The sequence below is a fragment of the Pedobacter panaciterrae genome, assembly GCF_013204795.1.
GTDB classification, from domain to species: domain Bacteria; phylum Bacteroidota; class Bacteroidia; order Sphingobacteriales; family Sphingobacteriaceae; genus Pedobacter; species Pedobacter panaciterrae.
Genome location: NZ_JABMKW010000017.1, coordinates 368,805 through 388,087, shown reverse-complemented (window position 1 = coordinate 388,087; position 19,283 = coordinate 368,805). Strand labels below are relative to the sequence as shown.

General features: G+C 43.1%; 23 protein-coding genes and 1 pseudogene. 12 read left to right on the top strand and 12 right to left on the bottom strand.

The features are described from left to right. The first annotated feature begins 173 nt into the window (after positions 1-173). Both HQN86_RS12940 and HQN86_RS12935 read left to right on the top strand, forming a co-directional pair. Positions 174-1,253, top strand: coding sequence for a universal stress protein (locus HQN86_RS12940; RefSeq protein ID WP_172661370.1), 1,080 nt, complete (start codon positions 174-176; stop codon positions 1,251-1,253). A 29-nt stretch (positions 1,254-1,282) separates the two neighbouring features. After that, positions 1,283-1,696, top strand: coding sequence for a DoxX family protein (locus HQN86_RS12935; RefSeq protein WP_172661369.1), 414 nt, complete (start codon positions 1,283-1,285; stop codon positions 1,694-1,696). A 110-nt stretch (positions 1,697-1,806) separates the two neighbouring features. Here HQN86_RS12935 and tal read toward each other — a convergent pair whose 3' ends face one another. Then, positions 1,807-2,901 (bottom strand): transaldolase, encoded by a 1,095-nt coding sequence (gene tal, locus HQN86_RS12930; RefSeq protein ID WP_172661368.1) that lies wholly within the window; start codon positions 2,899-2,901, stop codon positions 1,807-1,809. A gap of 3 nt (positions 2,902-2,904) precedes the next feature. Continuing rightward, complete coding sequence (locus HQN86_RS12925) at positions 2,905-4,809, bottom strand: transketolase (protein ID WP_172661367.1); 1,905 nt, start codon at positions 4,807-4,809, stop codon at positions 2,905-2,907. Between the two features lie 323 nt (positions 4,810-5,132). Here HQN86_RS12925 and HQN86_RS12920 point away from each other — a divergent pair, with 323 nt between their 5' ends. Further along, complete coding sequence (locus HQN86_RS12920) at positions 5,133-5,726, top strand: DUF4142 domain-containing protein (RefSeq protein WP_172661366.1); 594 nt, start codon at positions 5,133-5,135, stop codon at positions 5,724-5,726. An 11-nt stretch (positions 5,727-5,737) separates the two neighbouring features. Here the strand turns inward: HQN86_RS12920 and HQN86_RS12915 are convergent, their stop codons facing one another. The 7 genes from HQN86_RS12915 to HQN86_RS12885 all read right to left on the bottom strand — a co-directional run bounded on the left by HQN86_RS12915 (position 5,738) and on the right by HQN86_RS12885 (position 9,543). After that, complete coding sequence (locus HQN86_RS12915) at positions 5,738-6,646, bottom strand: glycoside hydrolase family 43 protein (protein ID WP_172661365.1); 909 nt, start codon at positions 6,644-6,646, stop codon at positions 5,738-5,740. 31 nt (positions 6,647-6,677) lie between these two features. After that, positions 6,678-6,929, bottom strand: coding sequence for a hypothetical protein (locus HQN86_RS12910; RefSeq protein ID WP_172661364.1), 252 nt, complete (start codon positions 6,927-6,929; stop codon positions 6,678-6,680). 66 nt (positions 6,930-6,995) lie between these two features. Next, positions 6,996-7,172 carry a hypothetical protein gene (locus HQN86_RS12905; RefSeq protein ID WP_172661363.1) on the bottom strand — a complete coding sequence of 59 codons (177 nt, stop codon included), beginning with the start codon at positions 7,170-7,172 and terminating at the stop codon, positions 6,996-6,998. A 186-nt stretch (positions 7,173-7,358) separates the two neighbouring features. Beyond that, positions 7,359-7,535, bottom strand: a complete 177-nt coding sequence (locus tag HQN86_RS12900; protein ID WP_172661362.1) for a DUF6496 domain-containing protein — start codon at positions 7,533-7,535, stop codon at positions 7,359-7,361. Between the two features lie 204 nt (positions 7,536-7,739). Continuing rightward, the gene (locus HQN86_RS12895; RefSeq protein ID WP_172661361.1) at positions 7,740-8,933 is read right to left on the bottom strand and encodes a YncE family protein; all 1,194 of its coding nucleotides are present in this window, start codon (positions 8,931-8,933) and stop codon (positions 7,740-7,742) included. Between the two features lie 57 nt (positions 8,934-8,990). Continuing rightward, entirely contained in the window at positions 8,991-9,320 is a 330-nt protein-coding gene (locus HQN86_RS12890; protein WP_172661360.1) for a four-helix bundle copper-binding protein, read from the bottom strand. Between the two features lie 31 nt (positions 9,321-9,351). Then, on the bottom strand, positions 9,352-9,543 hold the full coding sequence (locus HQN86_RS12885) for a hypothetical protein (protein WP_172661359.1): 192 nt from the start codon (positions 9,541-9,543) through the stop codon (positions 9,352-9,354). 236 nt (positions 9,544-9,779) lie between these two features. Between HQN86_RS12885 and HQN86_RS12880 the strand changes: the two genes are divergently transcribed. Further along, positions 9,780-10,103, top strand: a complete 324-nt coding sequence (locus HQN86_RS12880; RefSeq protein WP_172661358.1) for a hypothetical protein — start codon at positions 9,780-9,782, stop codon at positions 10,101-10,103. A gap of 11 nt (positions 10,104-10,114) precedes the next feature. Then, a pseudogene (locus tag HQN86_RS27165) lies at positions 10,115-11,214 on the top strand (class I SAM-dependent methyltransferase). On the opposite strand, the gene HQN86_RS27160 reads toward HQN86_RS27165, so the two are convergent. Then, a complete protein-coding gene (locus HQN86_RS27160) occupies positions 11,169-11,417 on the bottom strand; it encodes a sigma factor-like helix-turn-helix DNA-binding protein (protein ID WP_394367894.1) in 249 nt (82 codons plus the stop codon). The pseudogene HQN86_RS27165 and the gene HQN86_RS27160 sit on opposite strands and share 46 nt — an antisense overlap. 258 nt (positions 11,418-11,675) lie before the next feature. On the opposite strand from HQN86_RS27160, the gene HQN86_RS12865 reads away from it, so the two are divergent. Then, the gene (locus HQN86_RS12865; protein WP_172661356.1) at positions 11,676-11,831 is read left to right on the top strand and encodes a hypothetical protein; all 156 of its coding nucleotides are present in this window, start codon (positions 11,676-11,678) and stop codon (positions 11,829-11,831) included. A 61-nt stretch (positions 11,832-11,892) separates the two neighbouring features. Here the strand turns inward: HQN86_RS12865 and HQN86_RS12860 are convergent, their stop codons facing one another. Next, positions 11,893-12,048 carry a hypothetical protein gene (locus HQN86_RS12860; protein WP_172661355.1) on the bottom strand — a complete coding sequence of 52 codons (156 nt, stop codon included), beginning with the start codon at positions 12,046-12,048 and terminating at the stop codon, positions 11,893-11,895. 309 nt (positions 12,049-12,357) lie between these two features. Here HQN86_RS12860 and HQN86_RS12855 point away from each other — a divergent pair, with 309 nt between their 5' ends. Both HQN86_RS12855 and HQN86_RS12850 read left to right on the top strand, forming a co-directional pair. Beyond that, positions 12,358-14,175, top strand: coding sequence for a glycoside hydrolase family 2 protein (locus tag HQN86_RS12855; RefSeq protein ID WP_246269595.1), 1,818 nt, complete (start codon positions 12,358-12,360; stop codon positions 14,173-14,175). Then, complete coding sequence (locus HQN86_RS12850) at positions 14,172-14,465, top strand: hypothetical protein (protein ID WP_172661354.1); 294 nt, start codon at positions 14,172-14,174, stop codon at positions 14,463-14,465. Before HQN86_RS12855 ends, HQN86_RS12850 begins: the two co-directional genes overlap by 4 nt. Before the next feature lie 56 nt (positions 14,466-14,521). Here HQN86_RS12850 and HQN86_RS12845 read toward each other — a convergent pair whose 3' ends face one another. After that, positions 14,522-15,370: a DUF4142 domain-containing protein gene (locus HQN86_RS12845; RefSeq protein ID WP_172661353.1), complete on the bottom strand. Its 849-nt coding sequence runs from the start codon at positions 15,368-15,370 to the stop codon at positions 14,522-14,524. 305 nt (positions 15,371-15,675) lie between these two features. On the opposite strand from HQN86_RS12845, the gene HQN86_RS12840 reads away from it, so the two are divergent. The 4 genes from HQN86_RS12840 to HQN86_RS12825 all read left to right on the top strand — a co-directional run bounded on the left by HQN86_RS12840 (position 15,676) and on the right by HQN86_RS12825 (position 19,195). Beyond that, positions 15,676-16,764 carry an AI-2E family transporter gene (locus HQN86_RS12840; protein ID WP_172661352.1) on the top strand — a complete coding sequence of 363 codons (1,089 nt, stop codon included), beginning with the start codon at positions 15,676-15,678 and terminating at the stop codon, positions 16,762-16,764. Positions 16,765-17,327: 563 nt separating this feature from the next. Beyond that, positions 17,328-17,837 (top strand): DUF892 family protein, encoded by a 510-nt coding sequence (locus HQN86_RS12835; protein ID WP_246269593.1) that lies wholly within the window; start codon positions 17,328-17,330, stop codon positions 17,835-17,837. 678 nt (positions 17,838-18,515) lie between these two features. Continuing rightward, complete coding sequence (locus HQN86_RS12830) at positions 18,516-18,668, top strand: lmo0937 family membrane protein (protein WP_172661351.1); 153 nt, start codon at positions 18,516-18,518, stop codon at positions 18,666-18,668. Between the two features lie 104 nt (positions 18,669-18,772). After that, complete coding sequence (locus HQN86_RS12825; RefSeq protein WP_317171715.1) at positions 18,773-19,195, top strand: DUF72 domain-containing protein; 423 nt, start codon at positions 18,773-18,775, stop codon at positions 19,193-19,195. Positions 19,196-19,283: the final 88 nt, after the last annotated feature.

Sequence of the window (19,283 nt, the reverse complement as noted above, 5' to 3'; positions counted from 1 at the left end):
CTTTTCTTTTCTTTTCCATGAGCCTATAGTTTAGCATTAATACCTCTACTGAGACCATAAAACAATTGGGTTTCCATCTTTGTTTATTTTTTTTGAACTAACTCGATTGTGGATTGTTTTTAAGATATCTGGTTAACCTCCTGCAACGCATTCCGTAAAGAAAGGAGAAAATCATGGAAACATTTTCTGTACAATTCCGGGCGAGAAACCTGGACCTGAGTGCTATGGTGACCGAATATGAACATCACCAGAAATTCAAAGTTGAAATGGTAACGAATGAGTCTGATCCGGTGCTGTTAAACCGGTCGGTAGACGGGGAATGGAGGGTGGTCCACCCTGGTCAGCGTAATTTTTCTGAGCGGGAATTCCAGGCACTCGAACGCGCCATAGAAGCCCACCTGGATAAAATATATGCAGTAAATAGAATACTGGTGCTGACTGACTTTTCCGAGGAAGCTGCAAATGCCGCCAGGTATGCCACTGGGCTGGCCCATCAGCTGGAGGCTGAAAAAATAACGCTCTATCACTCTTACGAGTCCGTTGCCGTGCCGGCTACTGCATTTGCCCCTTATACAGGAGGTTTTACTGAATCTCCGGAGCTGAGTTTAAAGAACATCACTGAACTGAAGAATAAACTTCAGGAAGGACTTCCTGCAAATGCTGAAATGGATGTTCGCTGTGATGAAAGGAATTTGCTGAATGCGGTGATCAGCCTCTCCGGACAGGAATATATCGGTCTTGTAGTGATGGGTATTTCCGGAAAAAGTGGCCTTGAAAGGGCATTAATCGGTAGTAATACGATCAGTCTGGCGAAGGATAGCCCGGTGCCCTTACTCATTGTACCACCCGTTGCTTCCTTTCAACCCATAAAAACGGTTGTTTTTGCCTGTGATTTGAAGCGTGTGTCGGAATCTACCCCGGTACTGGCCATTAAGCGGTTTATCAATACCTTGGGCGCACGGTTGGTCATTTTAAATGTAGGCCATGATCGTCACCATTTTAATCCAGATGCCATTAAGGAAATGAAACAGCTTCACCAACTTTGGGATGGCCAGCATCCGGAATACCACTACAGGGATCATGAAGATATGGCCAAAGGGATTATGGAGTTTGCTGCTGAGCAAAGTGCCGAACTGGTGATTACGGTTCCTAAACAATATGGTTTCTTTGAAAGTATTTTTCATCGCAGCATGACCAAAAAGCTGGCCTACCACACTCATTTGCCTTTACTGCTTTTTAAAGAAGACATATAAACTCTGGTTGCTAACTAAAAGAAATCGCTATGAAAGCAATTGTGTTGCTGGGAAGAATTTTATTCTCCCTGATTTTTTTAATTTCCGGTCCAGGCCATTTTTCGAATCAAAGTATTCAGTTTGCTATGGCCCAGGGGGTGCCGTTACCTTCTTTACTGGTTCCGTTTTCAGGTATTTTAGCCCTTATAGGCGGGATCAGTATTTTGTTGGGATACAAAGCCAAACTGGGCGCCTGGATCATTGTTGTTTTTTTGGTGCCGGTGACATTGATGATGCATAATTTCTGGGCAGCGTCTGACCTGCAGGTGAAACAAATGCAGCTGGGCATGTTTATGAAAAACCTGTCTTTACTGGGAGGAGCGCTGCTGATCACGTATTTCGGCCCGGGGCCATTAAGTATGGATCACCAAATGGGGGTGCCTGAGCTGGATCAGCCGGGGTAAGTGCGTTTTATAGTATCTTTGCTGGAGGAAGCCCTGCAATTTATAGACAACTGCTGTTTAAAATTGTATTGTGCAACTTTTGGCCTATCGTTGCACAATATAGCTGCCGGTTAAGCAATAACAGGTCCCTTTTTATCTTCAATGGCTTTCAATAGCTGATCGTAGGGTTTATTGAATTTTTCTATGCCTTCATCTTCTAACTGACTGGCAATGTTTTGAAGATTAATCCCTATCAGTTTTAATTGCTGCAGGGTTTGGTCTGCTTTATCCAGATCATGTTCCAGACGACTGGCCGGATGTCCATGGTCGCGGTAGGCCTTAAGAGTTTCCATTGGAATCGTATTGATGGTTTCCGGTCCTATCAGTGCTTCTACATATTTGGTGTCAGGGAAAGAAGGATCTTTGGTTCCTGTGCTCGCCCATAAGACACGCTGTGGCATGGCACCCATTGCCTGAAGTTTCATGAAGCGGTCGCTGCTGAACACACGTTTATAAATCTGATAGGCCTGTTTGGCACAGGCAATCGCGACTTCTCCTTTCATCTGAGGCTCGCCTTTTTCTTCCAGTATGGGGTCAATAAGTACATCAATCCGGCTCAAAAAAAAGCTCGCGACAGAAGCAATATGATCTATTGGTAATCCCACAGCTACCCGGTCCTCCAGTCCGGAGAGATAGGCTTCAGTAACCTCTTCATACCGGTCGAGGCCAAAGAGCAGTGTAATGTTGATGTTCAGTCCTTCACTGATCGTTCTTCTGATGGCAGATAACCCCGCCGTTGTGGCCGGAATTTTAATCATTACATTTTTCCGATCAACCTTTCTCCATAATTCCACAGCCTGTTTGATTGTTCCGTTGGTGTCATGTGCCAGGTGGGGAGAGACTTCCAGGCTGACGTAACCATCTTCATCCCGGGCAAAAATTGGATTAAACAGGTCTGCTGCATTTTGAATATCGGTAATGGCAAGTTGATAAAAGATGGCTTCATTGTCCTGATGGATGGCAGCAAGTTGTCCGATTTGTTGGTCATAATCATTGCTGCTGCTGATGGCTTTTTCAAAAATGGCCGGGTTAGAGGTCATGCCTCGTACGCCATCTTCTTCTATCAATTTTTTTAGCTGACCGGAACGAATGAGGTTGCGGTCAAGGAAATCCAGCCAAATGCGCTGACCGAATTCCTGCAATTGTTTTATTTTATTTGTCTCCATGGCTTAATTTTTATGTTGGTGATGGTTTTTACTGCCATCTGTTGATTGATGAAGTACCTGCGATGGAATCAGGGCATGCACCTGACTGATGATGGCGGACGCGCTGATACACGCCTCTTCAAGTAATTCCTCCATCTTCCCCGAATGAGAAACCTGGGTTACCGCCATTTTTTTTACCTGTACAGTTCTTTCCGATGCAGTCACTGCAGACATGGCAAAATCCCCCATTCCTCCATGGGTAAAATGATCTTCCACTGTGATTAAGATAGGATGCCTGGTTGCACTGATGCAGTTGATGAGCGCGTCTTGGTCAATAGGACTAATGCTATAACAATCCAATACCCGGACAGCTATTCCTTCTTCTTTTAGTTGGTCTGCTGCTTTGAGTGCCTCAAATACCGTAATGCCGGTGGCGACAATGGTCAGCTGGTCCTGATCTGACTGTCGCAATAGTTTTGATCCCCCGATCTTAAACTCTTCCTGATTTTCATAGATCAGGGGTGTTTTAGGACGTAGTGTTCTTAAGTAGACCATACCTTGATGTTTGATCATCAGGTCGGTTAGTTTCCAGGTTGCGACTGCATCTGCCGGCTGGAAGATCACGGTATGGGGTAGGGTTCCGAATAAGGCGATGTCTTCCAGTCCCATTTGAGAAGGTCCATCTTCACCAATGGAAACACCGACATGTGAGCCCACAAATTTGATATTTGCCTCGGATACCCTGGCCATGCGGATCTGGTCGGCCGCCCTGGTCAGGAATGCACCAAAAGTCGCTACTACGGGTATTTTACCTAACCTGGATAGGCCTGCGGCCACGGATACCATATTTTGTTCGGCAATATAGCATTCGACAAATCGCGATGGAAATAGGGTTAAAAAATCTGCGGTAAAAGTGGAGTTCTTCACATCAGCATCCAGTACATAGATGTCGTTATTTTCTTTTCCCAGTTCAGTGATCACCTCACCAAAGACTTCCCTGGTCGCATACTCCTGGTCCTTGTTCAAAGAGGGGTTGATGGCGATTGGAAAGGTAGCCTGCCCCGGTAGCCAGGTGGTGTCGGGTTGCTTGAGAATAAAGCGAAGCTGCTCATCGGTCTCTCCTAATTCTTCCAGTGCTTTTTGTAACTGTTCTTTATCCAGGGCTTTTCCATGCCAGCCTTCTCTGTCTTCCACAAAGGAGACGCCTTTGCCTTTAATGGTCTGGGCAATGATGGCCAGGGGTTTCCCGTTATGATGGTCAATGCCTTGGCTGAATGCCTGATCCACTTCATCAAGGTTGTGACCGTCGATTTGAATGACTTCAAATCCGAATGCACGGAACCGTTCTGCATATTTTTCAAGATCCCAGCCAAACATGGTTTCTCCGCTTTGGGCCAGTCGGTTGATATCTGCCAGGACAATCAGGTTGTCCAGCTGATGATAGGAGGCAAAGTTGGCGGCTTCCCAGACTTGTCCTTCTGCGAGTTCTCCGTCACCTAGAAGAACATAGGTTTTGTAATCCAGTTGCGCTCTTTTTGCCAGTAGTGCAAGTCCTGCTGCAACCGAAAGACCTTGACCTAATGAGCCCGTAGCTGCTTCTGAATATACAAATCTTGGAGTGGGGTGTCCTTCAAACCGGCTGTCGAATTTTCGTAACCTGAGTGTTTCTGCCAAGGGATAGGCACCGGCCATGCCGAATAAGGTGTATAGCAGGGGTGCGGCATGTCCCTTGGAAAGGACAAAACGGTCATTATATAAATTCAGCGGATTCTTGAGATCATAGCTGAAATATTTATCAAAAAGTACGGCCGTGAGATCGGCTGCCGATAGGCAGGAGGTAGGGTGTCCGGAGCCGGCTGCTGTGGTCGTGCGTAGGCACCATTTACGGATTAGGTTGGCTTTTTCTTGTAATTTCTCGTTGTTTTTCATAGGGTTTTCACTTTTTCAAATTAACTAAAGGAAAGCGTTGAAAACGTTAAGAGAGAACGTTAAGAGAGAACGTTGCAGTGATAGTTAAACAATTTGAACATCCCCGAGCAAATTGACACCTGTTGATGCTCCAGAGACAGCTGGGCCGGGGGCATCCCTGGAACGGTTTGTGCCAGCTTTAAAGAAAACAAATAAAAAAGGCTAGGGTTTGGTAAATTCTTTAAAACTACATTTTCTGACAATTGTTATTAAAACAGCGCCATATCATATCTAGTGTAACGCTTGTTTACATTGAATAGGTTTTATGTTTTAATCTGTATGTTATGGAAAATTTCAAAGACTATGCGGTGGCCTCCATTGTGATTTGTGCCATTGCCATGTGCGGTGCGGCCAAAAGCACTATGGTTGAACCAAAGTTTGCTTACGGGGTCTTTAGCTCGCTGTCAGACTCACTTAATACGGAGCAGTTTATTCAGCAAATGTCGGTAGGTAGCGGTAAGGAAATAAATTTGTCAAAACTGGCGAAAGAAAAAACCAAAAATTCAAGAATAAGGGATTATGCCATAAAAGTTATGGATGCTTGTATTCTTGCAAATTCGGATCTTAAGCCACTTGCTGAAGCGAAGAAAATGATTTTGGCTGATTCCACCAGCGTTGAGCCTAACCAAATTCAGGCTAAGCTAGAAAAATCAAAAGGAGCCGAATTTGACAAAAAATATCTTGCTGCCACAATAGATCATCATAATCAAATGATTGTTATGCTCGAGAAAGGGACTATGTCTCCTGATACTACAGTGGTTTCCCTAGCTGCGAAATTTCTACTGGTGTGGAGAAGAAACCTGGAAGGGGCAAAATTCCTTTCCAAAAGCATCAGGGACGGTAAGATGGTGGCCGATAGCTTACCAAAGGAAGAATAAGCTGTTCTGACTTAGGACGTTGCCTTTTCCACACCCTGTGTCGTCATGATGACCGGAATTATGGTGCCATTCTGGTTATATCTAAGATAATCTATACAGATGGAGCGACGGTGACTTCCGCCTCCTTTTAAAGCCCCATTGTGATAGAAGAGATATGAAGTTCCTTTAAAATCAATGATTGCCGGGCGGTTGGTTTCACAATTCTTGGGTACTTGATTTAAGATGCCTGTAAAAGTCCATGGGCCGTTGGCGTTACGGCTCATGGCATATCCTATTTTCTCGGGCATGCCATAGCCGTAAGAAAGATAATACCAGTCGCCATTTTTATGGATATGGGCACCTTCGCTGAATGCAGGAAGGGAAATGATGTTAATCGGGCCGTCAATTGCAATCATGTTGTTTTTTAATTTGGCCATATAGCAGGTTTGGTTCCCCCAGATAAGATAGGCTTGCCCATTTTCATCAATGATCGCTGTAGGATCCAGGTTTGCTTTTTGATTAGCAGTTGGGGGGATCATATCATGCGATATTAATGCAAATCCTTTGGCGTCGCTGAACGGTCCTGTGGGTTGATCCGCAACAGCTACTCCAATGGCCATACCCGGAATGCTGCGATGGGAAACCGCGGCATACCAATAGAATTTATTGTCCCTCTCAATGACTTTTGAGGCATAGGCATCGCCCTTAGCCCAGCTAAAATCTGCTGCTTTTAATGGAGATGGGTGTTCCTTCCAATTCACCAGGTCTCCAGATGAAAAGCACAGCCAATCGTTCATGACATAATCTTCTACTCCTGCAGGAGGAGTGTCGTGGCCAGTGTACAGGTACAGCGTATCATTGTGGACCAGTACGGTCGGATCGGCCGTAAATTTGTGCCTGATGATGGGATTACCTTGCCCGGTATGTTTTGCATGTGCCATAGGTGACTGGTAGGGCGATTGATGGTACTCCCTATGGGGTGATGAGTTTTTCACGATCGTCTTCGTCTTTATTTCGGGGATTGCCCAGGTTAGGTTTTGGTGAGGCCGGACTTGAAACTTTGGTTTCATGTAGGTCTGCCTGATCATTCAGGTTTTCAGTTGCAGGCAATTCATAACTCATTCTTCTATCGCTACTGCTGTGGTATTCCGGAACATTTAAGTGTTGCGGCTTTTCCGTATTATACGCCGCTGAGCCAGGTTTGGGGGTGTTTCGATTTTTCATAATATCTGTCTTTATGGGATGATTGGCCTGTCAGCTAAACCTTCCTCTTTAAAAAGGCGGGAATGCTTAACGTTCTTTCTTATTTTTATTTAACCTTTGCCGCAGTTCTTCTTCGGCCTGTTTGACTTCGTCTTTTTCTGAAAGAGGTTCGTCGGTTTTCAGCTTTTTTGGATTGGAACTCGCTGCTTTTGCAAGCGCTTTATCTATGTCACTGTCTCGTATGAATTTGTCTTTGTTTTTCATGGTGCCGTCGCTGTATGTGGAACGATTTTGTCGAATTTCTTTTTGACCGGAGGTAAGCCTGTAAAAAAGAGGAAAAGGAGCGCTGCAGTATAAATAATGGTCCCATCATGCAATAGGTTTATGGCGATCCGCTTAGTGCTGAAGTGCTGTTGCCGCTGCTGTCAGATGATGGACTGAATACCCCGGTCAGGACTTTTTCTTCGGTACTTTCGCACCTGCTTTACGGGCTTCTGACAGACCAATTGCAACTGCCTGTTTTTTAGAGGTAACCTTTTTTCCGCTACCGGATTTGAGTTTCCCTTCTTTCATTTCATGCATGGTTTTTTCCACTTTCTCTGAGGCTTTTTCTGAATACTTTGCCATAGTCTTAATATTAAATTTTTTCCATTTGCCTATAAGCCAGTAAACACTGGTCCCTTAGGGTCTTTTAGTATTTAGGAGCTTATAGCTAAAGAGTAACAAGCTATTTGCCAAATGGTTTGTCATAAGATATTTAATGACAAAGAGGGATTGGGCACCTACAGTAGGTGTTTTCTCTACCCCTGTGTACATTGAAGGCAATGACATTCATTTGATCTTTTTAAAGGTAAATACATTCAAATGGCCCACCAGGTAATTACCAACCCAGGCTTCGATAGTATCTTTATTCTCATAAAGGGCGATTCCAACAGGTTTTCCCGGACAATCGATGGAAAAGATTCTCCTGAAACTCCCCGGGTTGATCTTAAAAACATCAATTTTATTCCCCAGGTAGCAAGTCACAAAAAGGAATTTCTGGTTTTCTGATAAAGCAATCGTTCTGGGCTGCGCATGCGTTTTGGCGGTAAATAAGACCCTGCCTGTGCTGGTCGCCATACAGGCAATTTCAGAAACAGCATTGAAAGAAATAAATAAACGCCCCAAGTTATCCGTGACCAGGTGCCGTGGGTTTTGAGGTACTGTAAATCGCTTTTCAACCTTCCAGGTTTTATTATTGATCCGGATGATGGAATTTCCGCCCATTATACCCACATAGGTGCTGCTGTTTTTATCGTCAACGGCAATTCCCCTGGGGATCGCTGAAGTGGATATGGTAGCTATTTTTTTTCCATAAGGAGCAAGTGTATCGTTTATCTTTAAGATGCTGACGGTTTTGGAGGTCCAGTTGCTGACCAATAAATACCTGTTGTCCGCTGTTTTTGCAATTACTTTCGGTGTTTTTCCGGTTTGGATCAAGGGAACCAGCAGGGTGTCTTTGACCTGAGTACCCTGATGGGAGAGGTAAACCACCTTATTCCGAACTGAACTGGCCGCCGATTGGCCCCTCCATGCCGAATCTAAGGGCAGTGGGATAATGCCTTCGCTATTGTGTAGGGAAACCCACAAGATCTTATCGTGATGACTAAAGCAGGCCTCTACCGGTTTTTCGGCAAAAGAAGGGATCTTTTGGTGGGAACGATAGTCCAATCCCCTGGCTTTTGTGGGGCTGAAATTGAATACCCTGATTTGCTTTTTACTTGCCTGGCTAAATTCACTGATGTACATGTTTTCCAGGTTAAGCGCATACAGTTTTGTGCCTGTTGAATTGAACAATACCGATTTTATTCCCCAGGAGGATGGAATGATATGTGTTTGTTCAAAGATTAATCCCGAATAGGATTTGTTCCCGGTGGTGTCAGACCCAAGCCACGCGGTTCCATGTCCGGTGGTTGCGTGGTGAGGTGTAATCCCCCCGATCCCCATCAGAGAAAGTAACCCAGTTAAAATCCAGTGCTCTTTCATAATGGCTGCGTGGTCTCAGAACTGAAAATTGTGAGCTTTAAGTAATAGTGACGTATGCTAGGAGGCTATTTTAAGGCATTCCTGCGCACAATGTAAACAGGCTTCAGCACATTTTTGACAATGTTCGCTATGGTGTTTACCACATTCTGTTCCACAGTCATTACAAATCTCCGCACAGAGTTTACAAAGTTGTTTTGCGCTGTCAATACCCAGACTCATCAGTTGTGCAGCAGCGTAACATACCGCTGCGCATTCCATATCCAGTCTGATGCATTCCGCCATCATTTCCACATCCGGTTCCCGGGTGCAGGAGCTGGCGCAGTAGTTGCAGGTTGAGGCACATTCCAAACAAGCCTCAATGCATGATTTCCATTCATGGTATCCCATTGGCTTCAATTTTAAGTTTCAAATCAAATAGCTACTTAAACAGCATGTGCGGTTTGTTAATATATTTGGTTGCTTGTTCTGCCTGATTATGCAGATCTGCATTTGCCTGTTCCTTCTCGGGTAACAGCTCCCCGGTCTTAGATTTCTGGGGATTCGGACTACCTGCCTTTGCAATGACCTTATCGATCTCACTGCCTGTTATTCTTTTTCTTTTATTTTCCATGACTAAGACTTTAAGAATTAGGAAACCAGATTGCTGTTTTTAGAGGTTAACAGTCAGGTGTTTAAATGGTTTGTCATAAATTCAATTTTTAAAAATTTGACAAACCTTTATAAATAGGGATTGTTCAAAAAATGCCGTGCATATTGAAGCTTAAAAATTCAATATGCATTTAGCGTGTTCTTAAACTGACCATAGAACCATGAAGAACACTAAAACCAAAGTTAAATCAAAAAAATATGAGCACTTCAAATCAGACGCATAATCATCAAACCATTAGAGAATGGGCGGAAGCGCGAAATGGTGTCCCTGCCCGGGTGATTGGCACAACAGTAAACGGTGATGAAGGTATACTAAGAATTCATTTTCCGGAATTCAGTAAAAGTGATGATCTGGAAGAAATCAGCTGGGAAGATTTTTTTAATGATTTTGACCAGGAAAGACTTGACTTTTTATATCAAGAAAAAAAGGCAAATGGGGAAATGAGCACCTTTCATAAATTTGTATCCAGGTTGGGTTCAGGGGAAACGGTTTCCGCCCCAGACGGCATGGGACTGGGTTAGTCAATTGTGATATGGAGTTGTCAGATCTCATCGCTCAGCGGATCCGTGAAACTGGACCCATCCCATTCAACGAATTTATGGAGTGCTGCCTGTATGACCCATGGAATGGTTATTATACCACAAGATGCAATTCAATAGGTACAGAAGGAGATTTTTATACGAGTGCGACACTTTCACCGGTTTTTGGCGCACTTCTGGCAAAGCAGCTTGAACAGATGTGGGTGCAAATGGGCTGTCTTCCATTTACTATTTTGGAATATGGTGCAGGTACAGGTCATTTATGCAGGGACATCATGACTTGCCTTCAAACCAATACCAGGATGTTTGCTGAGCTGCGTTATTGCATCATAGAAAAAAGTCCGCGGATGCGCAAGCTGGCCAGAAACCTGTTGACGATAAAGTGGAATGGTATGATTCGATCTCAGAGATCCCAGCGATAAATGGTTGTGTGCTGTCCAACGAGCTGATAGATAATTTTACGGTACACCGGGTGGTGATGGAAAAGGAATTGATGGAGGTATTCGTCGACTATCAAAATGGTTTTTGTGAGTTGCTGCGTCCCGCTGGAAAAACACTCAAAGCCTACCTTAGCGAATTGGGTATAGATCTTCCCAAAGGGTTCGGTACCGAGATCAATCTGCAGGCACTCGATTGGATCAGTGAGGTGGCTTCCGCCTTAAAGAGCGGGTATGTGATCACCATAGATTATGGTTATAGCATTGCAGATATGTGCATCCCAGGGAAGGAAAAGGGAACGTTGTTATGCTACTACAAGCATTCAGTAAATGATTCTTTTTATGAACATATCGGTGAGCAGGACATGAGCTCTTTTGTGAATTTCTCTGCACTGCGCCATTGGGGAGAAAAAAATGGATTGAGGGAGGCAGGTTTTACCGATCAGAGATACTTCTTAACTTCCCTGGGATTCCGGGAGCAGCTCCTGAACATTCTTTCAGGAGAACAGGATGTTGTCCTGGCAGCTCAAAAGGCTGCACATATCGGCCATACGCTGCTGATAGAGATGGGCAGTAAATACAAAGTACTCATACAGGAAAAGGGTGTAGCTCACAGCCCGCTTTCTGGGCTTGAAATTTGCGCTCCGGGTGAGTGAATGTTGCCGCACTTTAAAGAGGCATTAAACCACCTGGTAAAAAGCCTATAGTTGATCCTTAGTCGCCGCCTGCTTTTTCGCAGCCGCTCTTTTACGATATTTATGGGGAGATTCAATGAAGATGCGATTTCCTGGTGAGTATAATCCTCAAAATATTTGATAAATATGAGGCTGTTTTCATCATTTGGAAGGCTGAATTCCATTTTTAAGTTGTGTGGCAGTTGTTCCATAGCTCAAGGATTACCAAATATTCTAATGCGTTTATCACCGATTTATTTTCTGAGCTGGCCTTTTGGGTAGGCTGGATAAAACATCGATGCTGCATTTTTTTGCATCTGTTGAATGAAACTCCATAATGAGAAGGGTTTTTTGTTCAGTTTTCCTGAACCAATCCAAACCTGCATTGTTTTTCAGTTAGGACGCTTTCAGATAAAGCGTTGTCCAACTAATCGATAGCTCATATGGAAACTAATTATTTTATTGAAGGTTTGGTTGTGCTACTGGTCGTATTGTTAGTCATTTTCCTGATCAACCGGAACAAAAAGGATTTAACTAAATATGAGGAGGACGTAAATAAATCTGAGATTTCCCCAAAAAACAATGAGAATCATATTTAATGTCATTTTTTAGACGGTACTGGTGAGAAATTAAACCAATTTAAACAACCTTTCATGGCATTTATCGCAGTTTTGTTTGTGCTGTTTTTGCAATGATGTTAGCCGCGATCTTAAGCTGACGTTCTGAAATGCCGGGGGGATTCTGGCGCTCTTTATCCTGAAGTTCTTTGTCTCTCTGGCTGCGGTTTCTTATTGGGGCAATACTCCATGGAAACATCGTGAAAGTAAGCCAGATATTAGAAATAAGCAGCAACTACGGCATGTGCGGGCAGAAACCAAAAGTGCATAAGCTGCTGACCGAATTTATGAAAGGAAAGCATTACCCTGAAGGCAAGACCCTGTTTAAAATTGGCGATATCGTAACTCTATTTTGTGTCCTTAGGTTCTTTACTTTTTCGGTGCTATATTGGAAATGATCAGAATCTTCTCTTAATGATCATTAAAACTACAGTGAGCCATAAGATTTTTTAAGCATATTTGTATATTTATAAAAGAATTTACTCCTAATTAAAGACTAATGTTCTTAATGATGAAAAAAAACATCAAAATTCTCTTTTTTGCCGTCCTTTTGTTAGTGATTTTTGTTTCAGTTGAGAAATCAGCGGGTCAGGTTGCTAAATTACCCACAGCGTGGACGAAGGTGGCTATAGAATCAAAAATTCCATTCCCGGACTACCCCAGGCCTCAGCTTGAACGTAAGAATTGGCTGTGTTTGAATGGAAAATGGGACTATATTGGGGGTAAAGATGTTATGAATGCCCTCAATCCATCAAAACCCATAAACTTCGGTGACAAAAGTGAGCAGATACTTGTTCCTTACTGTCCGGAGTCTGTACTGTCCGGAATTGAAAGAAAACAGGAAATAAATATGTGGTACCGCAGGAGCCTGGAAATCCCAGACTCCTGGAAAGATAAACAAATCATTATCCATTTTGATGCTGTCGATCACGACGCAACTGTTTTTGTCAATGGACAAAAAGCCGGATCACATGCCGGTGGGTACGATGCTTTCAGCCTAAACATCACCCCTTTTTTGAAAAAGGGCGCCAACATAATTATTGTTGCCTCCTATGATCCAAACGATGGCCGGGCGCCATCAGGTAAGAATGGTCCTCGTGGCGATTATACTTTTTCATCGGGAATCTGGCAAACGGTTTGGCTTGAGCCGGTAAATGAAAATTACATCAAGAACATCCGCCTACTGCCTGATTTAGCCAATAGTCGCCTGAAGGTAGAGGTGAATGCAGACGTTGGTCAAGTTTCTGCGGTGGTACTTGAGGGGAAAAAGATGGTTTCCGAGATTAAATCCGAAGCTGGAACTGCGTTTTACATTCCAATTAAAAATCCAAAACTGTGGTCTCCAGATGAGCCCTTTTTATATGATCTGAAGTTGACGTTACGAAGTAAAAATGGTAAAGTTACCGATGAGGTAACCAGCTATTTCGGAATGCGTGATGTGAAACTTGGTAAAGTGAATGGTGTCATTAGGCCGTTATTGAATGGCAAATTCGTTATGCAGGTCGGCCTCCTTGATCAGGGATATTGGCCGGACGGAATTCTGACTGCACCAACAGAAGATGCGCTGAAATATGATGTGGAATTTACCAAGAGGGCAGGATTCAATTTGATTAGGAAGCATATGAAAACTGAGCCAAAGCGATTTTATTACTGGGCAGACAAACTTGGCTTATTGGTTTGGCAGGATATGCCGGCCATTTGGTACCAACATGAAGATACAGCCAGAACACGAACAGTTTTCCGTAAGGAACTCAAAGCCATAATGGACGATCATTACAACTCCCCCTCTATCATTACCTGGGTTCCATTTAATGAAAACTGGGGTGCATTTGATGTAAAAGAAATTACTGATTGGGTAAAAAAATATGATCCGTCAAGACTTGTAAATGGCAACTCTGGCTTCAACAACAATCCCGGGTACCAGAAAGCAGCCGGAGATCCTGGGAATGGAGATTTTGTAGATACCCATATTTACATCGGACCTAACGATGCTTCTGTGCCTGATGACAAACGAGCCGCATCACTGGGCGAATTTGGAGGCGTAGGTCTGTTTGTGAGGGGACATATGTGGCCTGTGGAAAATAATGCGTATGGTTATGAGCCTACCAAAACTGCACTTACAGACCGCTACATTCTCTTGTTAGATCAGGTTGAGCAGCTCATGAAGTATAAAGGCCTGAGTGTTGCCGTCTATACACAAACGACAGATGTGGAGCATGAAGTCAATGGTGTTTTGACCTATGACCGTGCCTTTGAGAAAATGGATGTTGAAAGAATTAGGGAGGTTAATCAGGCTGTGATTAATGAGGGCAAGAAGTTGAAATGATAAGATTTGTGTTTTTGCCACTTTTTTGGTCGAATCTGTCCTTTGTATTTCGTGAAAAGTGGTTCTTTCCCACTCATGATGGTAGATTAAATGTCGGTCGGCTCCGTATTCCACTGAATGGAACTGGTGATGGCCAGTCTGATGTTGACAGTCCCTGGAAACAGGTTGCCTGGCTGGGAGAAGGCCATACCATAAGCTCTAGGGAACTCTTGGTGCCTTTCGAAAGCGTAAAAAGCAATTCCAGTAGCATCGGACTTATGATCGGCTGTCAAATTGAATATTACAGCTAATGGTGAAATGCCATGATACATTTAATGCCCGTCTCAGCGTTTTAATGACATATTAGTTAATGCGGACTTTTTGCCATGTCGGAGATTTTTTGAATTTGCTGTAAATGGTTGCGTAAGGTGGGCAGTTGTTTACTGGCAAAGGCTTTGATATCCGGATCAGAAGACTCGGCTCCCTGTGTAAATAAAGCGATTGCATTTCTATGGTCGGAGACCATCATTTGGATATAAGCGGTATCGAACGCCGCGCCATCTAAGGTATACAGCTGCCTAAGTGCCGAACTGACATCTGTTTCGGTGATCGTTTTCAATGCATATGTACCATCATTGCTATCAGCTGGCGTAGCACCAGCATGGTGCCCTCCTTTTTTTTGCTTCTGCGTGTGCTTCGCTGCACCGGTCGTTCCGTTGGACTTATTAATACCTGTGGCTGTTGCGGCAGCAGCAGATATGCTGTCCGTTTCCGTGATACCGGTTGTAACTCTTGCTGAACCCGTTGTACTGTTGGTCGTGTTTGGATTTATAGTAGTACCGTTGGCACTGGTTATACCTGTTTGAGTACCATCTAAGGCAGGCCTGTTACCAACGTTGCCAGATCCCGATGAAACAGTAGTCGTGTCAGTTTGGCTTGGCAAATTTACATTTTTAGATTTGGCGATCGCCGTTAATTCGACATTGGCTTTGTCATGATCCTGGGTCATCATCGCTCCATAGTCCTTAAGTTTTGCGTTCTCGGCTTTTTGCATAGCTATTTTTCCGGCTGCTATTTCTTTCATGCTGCTGAGTGCAGCCTGGTTGATGAACTGTTCTGGGGTGATTCCTGAAGACTGGTTTTGGCTTGGATTCTGAGCGGCGGCCGAGCCTGCTGCTGCCATCATAAAGATTAGGCAAATGATGAGATTTTTCATAGCGATGAATTTTATATTAACAATTCCATTACAGATGATTATGTGCTATATAACCCTTTGTATGATGAAATGTTTCAGCGTTAAATACCTGTTTAAATAACAATCGACATTTTTGTGGGTCAGAATCTCAAACGTGTGTCAACCAGACAACGGCGTTGAGTGACAATAAGATTGAATCATACTATTGGGGGTATTACCGGCCTCTTGCGAAATGTTGCCGGACTTTGTGCCGCTAACCCCATATGACGATAGGGTTTTTCTGCACCAGAACAAACAGTTCTTGCTGAAGATTTGTTGTCAGAAGTATGGCAAAACTTCAACACAGTATTTATGTGCTTTTGTTTTTTATTCTGACCTTTTCAGGATTGTATTTTGCTGGACCATTCCTCATTCCGGTCACACTTGCATCGGTATTTTCCATGTTGTTTATCAGATTTTGTAATTGGCTGGAGCATAAAGGGATGGGACGGGGAGCCGCGTCCCTGATTTGTATACTCAGTTTTGTACTGGTCATTTCACTCGTCCTATTTTCACTCTCCTGGCAGCTCAATGGCCTAATGGAAAATGTAGATGAAATGAAACAGCGTGTCATTGATCTTTTCTCCGCCTTTCAGCATTGGATTAGCGAGAAGATTGGTTTGGATCCGAAGCAGCAGCAGGAGCTGATTAAAAAAACCGAACAGGGAGCTGGCAATGGTGCCGGAAATTTATTAGCCGGCTTTGCCGGTAAAGTCATGGATGTCTTGGCGAATATCGTGCTGGTATTGGTTTATATGTTTCTTTTTCTGCTTTATCGTTCACACCTTAAAAAATTTGCACTTAAACTCGTGCCTGCAGGCCAACGGGATAAAACAGATGAAGTAGTACATAAAGCAGGTCAGGTTGCCCAGCAATATTTAAGCGGACTTGCAGCCATGATTGGGACTTTATGGATAATGTATGGGATAGGCTTTAGCCTTATTGGGGTGGAAGGTGCATTGTTTTTTGCTGTGTTATGTGGTATTTTGGAGATTATCCCTTTTGTGGGAAACCTCACCGGGACTTCGTTGACCTTGCTGTCAGTGCTGTCTCGAGGCGGAGATGCTAAAATGATTGTTGGCGTCCTTGTCACGTACGCGCTAGTCCAATTCATCCAGACTTATGTACTTGAACCGCTTATTGTCGGAGAGCAGGTTAACATTAATCCCCTATTTACCATACTGGTTATTGTTTTGGGTGAAATGATATGGGGGATTGCTGGAATGGTTCTGGCGATCCCTTTACTAGGAATGGTAAAGATCGTTTGTGATCATATCCCTGATTTACAGCCTTACGGATTTTTAATTGGCACGGAAAAACAACGGCGCAGGAAAACGGGTCTTATTGACAAAGTAAAAGCAGCTTTTCAAAAGTAACTTAGATCTGGCATAAATAAACATTTACTTAAATGAGATCATCAGCTGAAAAATGCAAGACTTATCGGAATGCTGATTTTACCAAATGACTACATTCCTAATCGTAAAACCTTTTATTCGGGAAGTTTTTATTTCTGCAGCTGGTTTTAAGCAGGGCAGGGGAGGTAAGTGAGAGTGGGTACCAACCCTTGTCCTGGATATTGGCCATTGTCCACATCTGATCGATGGGTTAGTTGGAGTATTACGCTCAATCTTCGACTTCGAATATAAAATAACCGCATAGATAACCCCCTTTTTCTAAAATCGGCTTGGCCACATTGAAGATTTTAATGTGTTCTGACACTTTACCGACAGATAGCGGAAATGGAAAAATACGTTTCTGTTGCGGCAAATACCCGAAATGTAGTTTGCTTGTCGCTGGTTTGTTTTGTAATATGCTGATAAATAGGGTGATATGTGTATTTCTGCAATGAGGTATTTTGGATTCCTGTAAACAGGAGAAAACCAAAAAAATCCCGGATTGTTACTCCAACACAAATTTCTTAAACTAAAAATGAAAAATTATGGCAACTACAAATCAAGCACAAATGCCTAATGCTCATCTTCATGAACTATTTGTAGATGAATTGAGAGACATACTAGGCGCGGAGAAACAATTGTTAAAAGGTTTGAAAAAACTAGCAAACGGGGCTTTCGGTGAGTCACTGAGGAATGCTTTTCAGACGCACTATAAACAAACCGAAGGGCAGATTGACCGATTAAAACAGGTTTTTGAATCCGTAGGATTAGCCGTCAGAGCTAAAAAATGTAAAGCAATGGAAGGACTGCTGGAAGAGGCAGATGAAATTTTAGAAAGTTTTGAAGACTCTCCGGCGCTGGATGCTGCATTGATTGCGGCAGCGCAGAAAGTTGAACATTACGAAATTGCCAGTTATGGCTGCCTTGTTACCTATGCTCGACTTATGGAACATGAGGATGCCGAAGCCTTGTTGGCTGAAACGCTGGCAGAAGAAAAGGAAACAGATAGCCTGCTGACAGATATCGCAATGACTGAGGCAAATATGACGGTTTAAGTCGCTTAAAACAATTGAGTAAAACCCTGTCGAAGGATAGGGTTTTGTTTTATCTCGTTTAAATTAGGACGGCTTTTACCGAAAGCACAGTAACAGGCCAGATCATTAGTGCGCTAGTGATGGCGACTGATGCCAGGAAGTCTCTAAAGGATATCTATATTGTGATGCCAGTCTGAAAGAAAGTTTGTTTTATATCCAAGGGAAACTTGTGAGGAAATTCAGCCAGCAGTCCATATCATCTTAAAGACTTCTCCTTTAGCTACTTCGATATAACCAAAGAGACGATGAATTAAAAGTCAGCTTAAAAGCTACTTAAAACGCTAGGCTTAAGTGGAGAGATGAATGAGAGTTCTGTAACCTAGACCATGTGGGTTTCTGGAATTCGCAGTCCGTGCAGGAAATACTGAGTTTTCTTAACACGTTTCTTTTTAGTGGTGTTTGCTTTTATTATTAAGGGCAACTCCCTTGGTAAGTTGAATAAACTCTGGAAAATAAATTGATTTGGCTTTCACAGAAAGATCTGTTGAATCGACTTTGCAAGTACTGTTTAAAATGTTTTTGGTTCATTTGCTATCTTATTCTTATAGCTATCTGGAAGGGACTAACATGGAAAATAGCTAAAACAAAAAGCATTTCAGGCGGTTATAAGATTAGTATTTAAATTTAAAGCAGAATATTATGGGAAATCTACTGTATGTTATTGCGGTCATTCTAGTCATCATCTGGGCAATAAGTTTTCTGGGTGGTTTTTATACTGGAGGAATTATTCATGCACTGCTGGTCATTGCAGTCATTGCGGTATTGCTGCGGCTGATCCGCAGTGGAACATAATAGGAAATGAGTAACGGGTTGCCGAGCCAATTGTCAACCAGATCAGGCTGCTTTCAGTTATTCAATAAGAAATTGATGGTGAGGGATAAAAGGGATGCCTTTTGGTGCAATTTCCCGCAAGTCTTAGAGTAGCTCTTGTCAGAAAACTGTTGAGCTTGTTGGATTGTATTCACAAGTGTGATCCGCAGAGTAGCTGGAAGGTAGCTTTAGAATTTCGACATCAAAGCTGGTACCAGCAGGATATTTATCGCATGTTGGAGAATTACCAGATGGGGGTGGTTTTGCATGATAAACTTCATGAGGGCGGCTATATGCTCAACTCCGATCGCGATTGTGTTTACGTCAGGTTCCATGGTCCTGGCGGAGACTACCTGGGTAGCTATGAGGATGGATTTCTTTATGAGTATACTTCTTCTATTCGGAACTGGATGACTGAAGGAAAGCAAGTTTATACTTATTTTAACAATACCATAGGGAATGCAATTGAAAACTTAAACACTTTACGGCCATATGTTGCTGATGACTGATTCGTTTGGTTCTAGTTATTTTTTCCTTTTTGCAGCGGTCATCATCTAAATATAAAAGCAAATAATATTGGTAAGAAATGAATGTTTT

Bases quoted from the DNA above. Each gene is read 5' to 3' on its own strand.
- HQN86_RS12940 (WP_172661370.1), top strand. From the start codon at position 174: ATGGAAACATTTTCTGTACAATTCCGGGCGAGAAACCTGGACCTGAGT.
- HQN86_RS12935 (WP_172661369.1), top strand. From the start codon at position 1,283: ATGAAAGCAATTGTGTTGCTGGGAAGAATTTTATTCTCCCTGATTTTT.
- tal (WP_172661368.1), bottom strand. From the start codon at position 2,901: ATGGAGACAAATAAAATAAAACAATTGCAGGAATTCGGTCAGCGCATT.
- HQN86_RS12925 (WP_172661367.1), bottom strand. From the start codon at position 4,809: ATGAAAAACAACGAGAAATTACAAGAAAAAGCCAACCTAATCCGTAAA.
- HQN86_RS12920 (WP_172661366.1), top strand. From the start codon at position 5,133: ATGGAAAATTTCAAAGACTATGCGGTGGCCTCCATTGTGATTTGTGCC.
- HQN86_RS12915 (WP_172661365.1), bottom strand. From the start codon at position 6,646: ATGGCACATGCAAAACATACCGGGCAAGGTAATCCCATCATCAGGCAC.
- HQN86_RS12910 (WP_172661364.1), bottom strand. From the start codon at position 6,929: ATGAAAAATCGAAACACCCCCAAACCTGGCTCAGCGGCGTATAATACG.
- HQN86_RS12905 (WP_172661363.1), bottom strand. From the start codon at position 7,172: ATGAAAAACAAAGACAAATTCATACGAGACAGTGACATAGATAAAGCG.
- HQN86_RS12900 (WP_172661362.1), bottom strand. From the start codon at position 7,535: ATGGCAAAGTATTCAGAAAAAGCCTCAGAGAAAGTGGAAAAAACCATG.
- HQN86_RS12895 (WP_172661361.1), bottom strand. From the start codon at position 8,933: ATGAAAGAGCACTGGATTTTAACTGGGTTACTTTCTCTGATGGGGATC.
- HQN86_RS12890 (WP_172661360.1), bottom strand. From the start codon at position 9,320: ATGGGATACCATGAATGGAAATCATGCATTGAGGCTTGTTTGGAATGT.
- HQN86_RS12885 (WP_172661359.1), bottom strand. From the start codon at position 9,543: ATGGAAAATAAAAGAAAAAGAATAACAGGCAGTGAGATCGATAAGGTC.
- HQN86_RS12880 (WP_172661358.1), top strand. From the start codon at position 9,780: ATGAGCACTTCAAATCAGACGCATAATCATCAAACCATTAGAGAATGG.
- HQN86_RS27160 (WP_394367894.1), bottom strand. From the start codon at position 11,417: ATGGAATTCAGCCTTCCAAATGATGAAAACAGCCTCATATTTATCAAA.
- HQN86_RS12865 (WP_172661356.1), top strand. From the start codon at position 11,676: ATGGAAACTAATTATTTTATTGAAGGTTTGGTTGTGCTACTGGTCGTA.
- HQN86_RS12860 (WP_172661355.1), bottom strand. From the start codon at position 12,048: ATGTTTCCATGGAGTATTGCCCCAATAAGAAACCGCAGCCAGAGAGAC.
- HQN86_RS12855 (WP_246269595.1), top strand. From the start codon at position 12,358: ATGATGAAAAAAAACATCAAAATTCTCTTTTTTGCCGTCCTTTTGTTA.
- HQN86_RS12850 (WP_172661354.1), top strand. From the start codon at position 14,172: ATGATAAGATTTGTGTTTTTGCCACTTTTTTGGTCGAATCTGTCCTTT.
- HQN86_RS12845 (WP_172661353.1), bottom strand. From the start codon at position 15,370: ATGAAAAATCTCATCATTTGCCTAATCTTTATGATGGCAGCAGCAGGC.
- HQN86_RS12840 (WP_172661352.1), top strand. From the start codon at position 15,676: ATGGCAAAACTTCAACACAGTATTTATGTGCTTTTGTTTTTTATTCTG.
- HQN86_RS12835 (WP_246269593.1), top strand. From the start codon at position 17,328: ATGGCAACTACAAATCAAGCACAAATGCCTAATGCTCATCTTCATGAA.
- HQN86_RS12830 (WP_172661351.1), top strand. From the start codon at position 18,516: ATGGGAAATCTACTGTATGTTATTGCGGTCATTCTAGTCATCATCTGG.